Origin of the sequence: Methylobacterium trifolii (assembly GCF_022179685.1) — a bacterium.
GTDB lineage: Bacteria > Pseudomonadota > Alphaproteobacteria > Rhizobiales > Beijerinckiaceae > Methylobacterium > Methylobacterium trifolii.
On record NZ_BPRB01000163.1, the window covers coordinates 40,000 to 46,541 of the forward strand.

A 6,542-nucleotide genomic window follows, 5' to 3' on the forward strand; every position below is an offset into this window, starting at 1 on the left:
CGGATTCACCCGTCGATCCAGTGGGCCTTGATCGTCGTGTCCGCGGCAAGCTCATAGATCCTGACGGAGCCCGTCGCGAGTTCGAGGTGCTCGACCTCCGCCGGGCTGAGGTCTTCGAGCGCCATCACAAGGGCCCGCAGGCAATTGCCGTAGGCGACGACGAGCACGTCTCCGCCCATGACCGCCGGCTGGATGGTTCGGAGGTAGCATGGCACGATACGGGAGACGGTATCGCGCAGGCTCTCACCGTTCGGCGGCGCCTCTGCGTAGGAGCGGCGCCAGGTCTCGATCCGCTCCGCCCCCCAGCGCGCATCGGCGGCGATCTTGTCGAGCCCGCTGAGGTCCCCGTAGTCTCGCTCGTCGAGCGCGGCGAAGCTTTGGGGGACCAATCCGGGTTGCCCGAGCGCATCGAGGATAAGCCGGCCGCTCACGACGGCCCGCGTTAGCGTCGAGGTGAAGGCAGCGGAAAAGCGCCAGTTGCACTCTGCCAAACGCCGGCCGGCTGCCTCGGCTTCCCTCCGGCCCTGCTCGGTCAAGGGCGAGTCCAGCAATCCCGTGAACAGGCCGGATCGGTTGGCTACGCTCTGGCCATGCCGGACCAGCACGAGATGTCGCGTGACCGGGGCTTTGCAATCGTGAATCACCCTGTCTCCCGAGGCAGAGCACTTTCGTGCTGGTCGCATCGCCTCTGATGATGTCGGCATCCGACTTTAACGAACTTCGACCCTGCGATGGGTTGGACCGTCCATCCGGAGACGGCGGGTCATCCTAGGTCCGCTTATGAACGTCTTGCGACTGAAAGCAGCCAAGCTGCTTCCCACCCAAGGCGGAAAGGCGGGGTTGGTCAGAGAACGTCTATATCCAAGACATTATCTTGACGGGGCAAACGACTGCACCGGACGCGCTGCGGTCATAGAGACTTCATGGCCTCCTCGACGTTGCCGCCGAGGAGGCCGGGCTTCATATTTCAGTCCCTTCCGCCAAAGCGAGCGCGTCTTCAACGTCCACGCCGAGATAGCGTACCGTACTCTCAATTTTGGTATGCCCGAGCAGGATTTGCACCGCGCGTAGGTTGCCGGTTCGCTTGTAGATCAACGCCGCCTTTGTTCGGCGCAGAGAGTGCGTACCGTAGTCTTCGCGCCGTAGCCCGATGCCCGTGACCCATTCATCCACCAGTCGGGCGTACTGCCGGGTGCTTATGTGAGCCTCGTGGTCGATCCGGCTCGGGAAGGTGTAATCGTCGAGCCCGCCCCCTCGGCACCCCAGCCAAGTTAGAATGCTGGTACGTGCTGGTTCCAGCAATTCGAATTGAACAGGCCGCCCAGTTTTTCGCTGAACGACGATGACGCGCGCGCGTACATGCCCGCCGCTCACGAGCTCACCGATCTTCAATTTGACGATATCGCAACCGCGCAGCTTGCTGTCGATGGCGAGGTCGAACATAGCGCGGTCGCGTACACGCCGCTCTCCGTCGAGCCAGAAGCGAATGGCCCAAACCTGCTGTGGTTTGAGAGGGCGTTTGGCGCCCAGCTTCCGTCCTGCATTCCACGGTCGGCGATTCTTGAAGGCTGGGTCGTACTCTGAATGTCCCATTTCTCATCTCCCAACCGGCAGATGCCGGCCGGGAGAGAAAGGGCGCTGCGAACGTGGCCAGCGCAGTATTGGCTCGACGTTTTAAATGTGCGTCTCGGAGCTGCCAGGTTGAGAAGCCGCCCCACCGCGTCCGACCCAACCTGGCCATCCATCGCGCCCTTCGAATTATCCAAAAGAAGACGTTCGATGCACAGGCGAAAGCAAGGTCTCGAAACCGCTCAAAGGACCTCCACGAGCAGCTTCAGGCACGCAGTGCCCCTGGTGTTAGGCCGTCCTCCCGACGCATCACGGATGTCAGGTGACTCTGGCTAGAGAACCCGCATGTCAAAGCGATCTCTGCCAGAGTCATGGGTCCACCGAGGATGAGTGTACGCGCATGATCGAGACGCATGCGGGTAAGGTACTGATGAGGGCTCGTGCCAGTGCGCTGCCGGAAGGTGCGGAGCAATTGGCTGGACGAGAGACCGACAACGCTCGCGATGTCGTCAAGCTTCACGGTACCGGCAAAATTCGCAGACATGTAATCCCGCAGCCGCCTGAACTGTCGGTCGGACAAACCGGCACCGACCTGTTTTACGCTGCGGGCGCCATATTGCTTGAGCAAGTGGAACCCCAAAAGGTTCAACAGCGAGTCCAATTGCAGGTCTGGCATGCCCGTATCGGCGTCGCATCGGAGCTCGTCACGGAGCATTTCGCCTAGAATGGCCACACGGCGATCCAGGACCGGTAATGCGTCTGACATGACGGTTGCTGATGGCAAGTCGAAGCTGTCTTGCGCCACCTTATCGAGCCAGCGTTCCGACAGGGCGAAAGCCGCGACCTCCTTGTGCTCGTGCCATCGCGCCCAGTAATCCGCACCAGCAGGCACGATCTCGCACATCCCGCTGGTGGCGGACGCAGTGCGTATCCTCGTCCCACCTAACCGCGTCTCGCGATTTGCGAATGGCGCGAACGAGAACAATACCAAATGATGGGGAATGGTTTGGCTGATCTCCCCGGCATCTCGCTTATTCCACGCCGCCGTGCCGAAATCCGTTCGGACGAGCCGCCCCCAGTTCGGCACGGGATCTTCGGCGGTGGCGACGTCGGGAAAGCCAGGCTGGTCGAGTTGATCCATGATCGCTTTCCGTCCGGAATGCGCGGCTTCTACTACGAACGCGCAATTTCTGAAAGCCAAGCTTGGGAGCTTCGGCTAGTTTTCTTCTGCTCAACAAAGAGGGAAGACTATGACAAATACAAATTCAGGCGGGGATCTCAGTGGTAAGATCGGATTAGTTACTGGCGCAACGCGTAACCAAGGCAGGGCCTATGCTGTGATGCTAGCGCAGAATGGCTGTCGCGGCGTGGCGGTTCACTATCATGGCGAGCGTTCGCGCGGCGAGGCTGAGGAGACCGCCGCCGAGATCGAGCACCTTGGCAGCACCCCTCTCCTGGTCAGTGCGAACCTTGCTCGGGTCAGCGAAGTGACAGAACTCTTCGATGCTATCGACCGTCAGTTCGGACAACTGGACATTGTGGTGAACACCGTCGGCAAGGTGGTGAAAAAGCCCTTCGTGGAGATCACTGAGGACGATTTCGACCAAAGCTTCGCGGTCAATACCAAGGCTGCCTTCTTCTGCATGCAGGAGGCCGCGAAACGCATCTCGGATCACGGTCGGATCATTAACATAGGGACGACGCTACAGGCCGCCACCACCGGACTGTACTCGATCTACGCAGGGTCGAAGGCGCCCCTCGAACATTTCACCCGTGCCCTGGCCAAGGAAATCGGCGCTCGGGGTGTCACGGTCAATACAGTCGCGCCGGGTCCCTTGAACACGTCCTTTTTCTACCCGGCCGAAACCGAGCATTCCACTGAATTCCTGAAGGGTATGAGCGTCCAGAATCGCCTGGGCGAGATCGATGAGATCACGCCCCTCATCGCTTTCTTGGCCGGTCCGAGCAGCGGTTGGGTTACGGCACAGACCCTGTTCATCAACGGCGGATTCATCGCACGCTGAGACCGGCGGCGGGTATTCTGAACCCCTGCAAGAGACATATGGATGTCATGTAGCTGTCGCCCCGCTGCAGCGGAGCGGCAACCAAAGCCTCATGACCCATCGAGATGTCCGTCATTCCGTCCCCATTCAGATCGACGGTACGAGAAAATTGTAAAGCTTGCTCGGGGAGCGTCTGTGGATTAAGAAATCCCAAAATAATCGCGAATTTAGCTTTTCTGTAATTTGGGTTGTGATCGATCCAGAGGGAGCATCTGCTGTGCAGTCTGAAGTTTCCTCCCCGATGAGATTCGCAGGTGTGCAGGGAAGGGTATTCGAATTTATTCGAGGTTCCGCCTCGTTGAGTTACGTTCTTATATCCGCAATCGTTATATTTCTACTCGACACATGGAGTCCATTACATTTCGCCGTTGCTGTTCTATATAGCGTCGTCGTGGTTCTGGCGACCCTTTGGTTTAAGCGCCTTGGTACGATCAGAACTGCGGCGTTCTGTGCGTTTCTAACGGGCCTGAGCTACATCATCACTCACGGAGCAGATCTGGATAGTGCTGCCTCGGCCCGGACATTGATCAGCCTCGCCGCCATTGCGATCACGACGAAACTGGCTCTGCTAAACATCGCCACTCGTGAGCGGCTAATCATGGTCGGTAAGGAAAAAGACAACTTAGCTCGATTTTTTCCGCCTGCCATCGTCGAGCAAATCGCTACGAACGACATCGCGCTATCGACGACACGCTACGAGCCTGCCGCGGTTCTGTTCGTCGATATGATCGGGTTCACGAAATTCTGCAGCGTTCTGCAGCCGCAGGACGTGATCGCCATGCTTCGTGAATTACTATGCACCTTGAGCGCCAGTGTGTTCGAGCACCAGGGCACCGTGGACAAGTTCACGGGCGACGGTTTGATCGCGGTATTTGGCCTGCCCGTAGTGAACGACCTGAGTGCCACGAACGCCGTACGATGTGCGCTGACCATGCAGGCGAGGCTCCAGGCATGGAACGATGAACGTGCGGCGTCGGGACTGGAAGCGGTCGCCGTTGCCATCGGCATCCATTACGGCGCTGTCGTGCTCGGCGATGTCGGATGCGAGAGCCGGCTCGAATTGACGGTCCTGGGCGATACCGTGAATGTTGCGAGCCGCGTCGAGCATCACTGCCGTGAAGCTAAGGCCTCGATCCTGATCACGGACGCTGTTGTCAGGCGCATGCAGAGCGAGGGAAGTGAGGGGGCGGTAAGAAGGTTCACCGACCGAGGGTTTCACACGATCCGGGGACATTCGGATGCCATACGACTATTCGCAATTCCGAGAGATGCAGCACTAAACGTCAATCAGCTTCTAGCAGGGTGATGATCTCTGAGTTTTTTGGATGGTTCGCCGCCGATACGGCGCATCCATTCGTGTCCGGACTCTGGTTCTTCGCGCACAAAAGCTGACCGACCGCTTACCACCCTACGCGGTCATTGGTGCACTTTCTCGGACTCCGACAACCGCCGACGTTGATGTTTGCGGATCGCCTCACGTTCTTCGGGCGAGAATTGGACGCGGTGAATTATGCCTTGAACGGCTGCGACGAAAATTCCCGCGCCTATGAAGACGAGCGGGTTTGGCTCGGAAATTGTCGGGATTAAGGTGTATATTCCCTCGCATGCGGGGAGAAGCAGTGCACAAAACCCGAGCCCATGCAGGGTGTTATAGTCCTTCAGGCTAGCCCAGCGACATCCGATGCGTTCGCTCACGATGATGATGCAAACGGACCACATCGCTATACCGGAAATGACCATTGTCGCCTGCGATGAAAGCCCGGCCGCGAGCAGTAACACATTGTACAGACCCAACCAGAGGGCAATACCGAGGCCAAGGATAGCCGCTGTGTGGTTGCGTTGCTCCATGAAAAAACCCCTAAGTCGTTTTTTGCCGAGATTTACTTGAGCTCGATCGTTCACACCATCGTTGAGTAATCAGATTACTACCTTGCAACCTTGTAACTTATACCTCTAATTTCTACCCGAGTCGCGAACTAGTGATAGACAACATCATTCGCCTCGATAATCGTCTCGCCAAGCTTGGATAAATCTTCCATTTTCCATGTTGATCGCCGTGTCTATTTTGTATACGTTATTATGGAGTCGGTGTATCTTTTCCGGCAAGTCGGCCAACCTTAGATACCTCAAGACTAAGTCATCGGACAAGCCGGGAGATGGTTTAGGACAGCTCGGCGACAATGCAATTAGACAACTTCCGCTTCGATGCGTTAGCCATCCAGAAGCAGACGGACAGGAAGCCACCCACCTCAGACGTTCATAGCGGGTATTGAGCATCAGATTTCTGCCACTAGGCTTGGACGTGCCCGAAGTCCTACGTCATCCGCCCGGGACCCGTACGCGCCCCGCGCCGGAGCGCCGCCTGCAGCCGGTCGATCATCTCGCTGCGCCGGTACGGCTTGCCGAGGACGTCCATCGCGTGGGGCTGGGGACCGTCGATGGCCATCTCGTCATTGTAGCCCGTGGTCAGGACCACTGGCAACGCCGGATCGCGCTTCCTGACCTTCTCGGCGAGCGTGATGCCGTTGGCGCCTCCGGGCATGATCACGTCCGTGAACACGAGCTTGAACCCGTCGCCCGACGCGGAAGCCTCGTCGAACCGCTTCAACGCCTCCTCCGTGCTGTGGGCGACCACGACGCGGTAGCCGATGTCCTGCAGCGCCTCTTCCGCCAAGGCCGCCGCCTCACGGCTGTCGTCGACCACCAGGATCAGCGAGGGCGCGGTCGAGGTGTCGAGTGGCCTTGCCCGATTGCCCGGAACGGCGGGACGGTCGCCGCGCTCGCCGACCTCCCGGTCCCGGGGGAGGATCATGCGCACCGTGGTGCCGCGACCCTCCACACTCTCGATCTCCAGGCGTCCGCCGGATTGTTGCACGAAGCCGTGCGCCATCGCCTGTCCGTCGTCAGATG

General features: G+C 58.9%; 7 protein-coding genes. 2 read left to right on the forward strand and 5 right to left on the reverse strand.

Annotation, left to right across the window (positions count from 1 at the left end):
• Window positions 1–5: 5 nt before the first annotated feature.
• The 3 genes from COGEMETH_RS14820 to COGEMETH_RS14830 form a co-directional block, all read right to left on the reverse strand.
• A complete protein-coding gene (locus tag COGEMETH_RS14820; protein WP_056278302.1) occupies window positions 6–644 on the reverse strand; it encodes a 2,3-bisphosphoglycerate-dependent phosphoglycerate mutase in 639 nt (212 codons plus the stop codon).
• 316 nt (window positions 645–960) lie between these two features.
• Entirely contained in the window at window positions 961–1,593 is a 633-nt protein-coding gene (locus COGEMETH_RS14825) for a tyrosine-type recombinase/integrase (protein ID WP_147763988.1), read from the reverse strand.
• 241 nt (window positions 1,594–1,834) lie between these two features.
• Entirely contained in the window at window positions 1,835–2,710 is an 876-nt protein-coding gene (locus COGEMETH_RS14830) for a helix-turn-helix domain-containing protein (RefSeq protein WP_056093231.1), read from the reverse strand.
• 109 nt (window positions 2,711–2,819) lie between these two features.
• Between COGEMETH_RS14830 and COGEMETH_RS14835 the strand changes: the two genes are divergently transcribed.
• Both COGEMETH_RS14835 and COGEMETH_RS14840 read left to right on the forward strand, forming a co-directional pair.
• A complete protein-coding gene (locus tag COGEMETH_RS14835) occupies window positions 2,820–3,593 on the forward strand; it encodes an SDR family oxidoreductase (RefSeq protein ID WP_056093234.1) in 774 nt (257 codons plus the stop codon).
• A gap of 157 nt (window positions 3,594–3,750) precedes the next feature.
• Entirely contained in the window at window positions 3,751–4,938 is a 1,188-nt protein-coding gene (locus tag COGEMETH_RS14840; RefSeq protein WP_157085588.1) for an adenylate/guanylate cyclase domain-containing protein, read from the forward strand.
• A 110-nt stretch (window positions 4,939–5,048) separates the two neighbouring features.
• Here the strand turns inward: COGEMETH_RS14840 and COGEMETH_RS14845 are convergent, their stop codons facing one another.
• The gene (locus tag COGEMETH_RS14845; RefSeq protein WP_238183379.1) at window positions 5,049–5,480 is read right to left on the reverse strand and encodes a hypothetical protein; all 432 of its coding nucleotides are present in this window, start codon (window positions 5,478–5,480) and stop codon (window positions 5,049–5,051) included.
• A gap of 466 nt (window positions 5,481–5,946) precedes the next feature.
• On the reverse strand, window positions 5,947–6,542 hold a 596-nt coding region (locus COGEMETH_RS14850), incomplete at its 5' end, for a response regulator (RefSeq protein ID WP_238183380.1).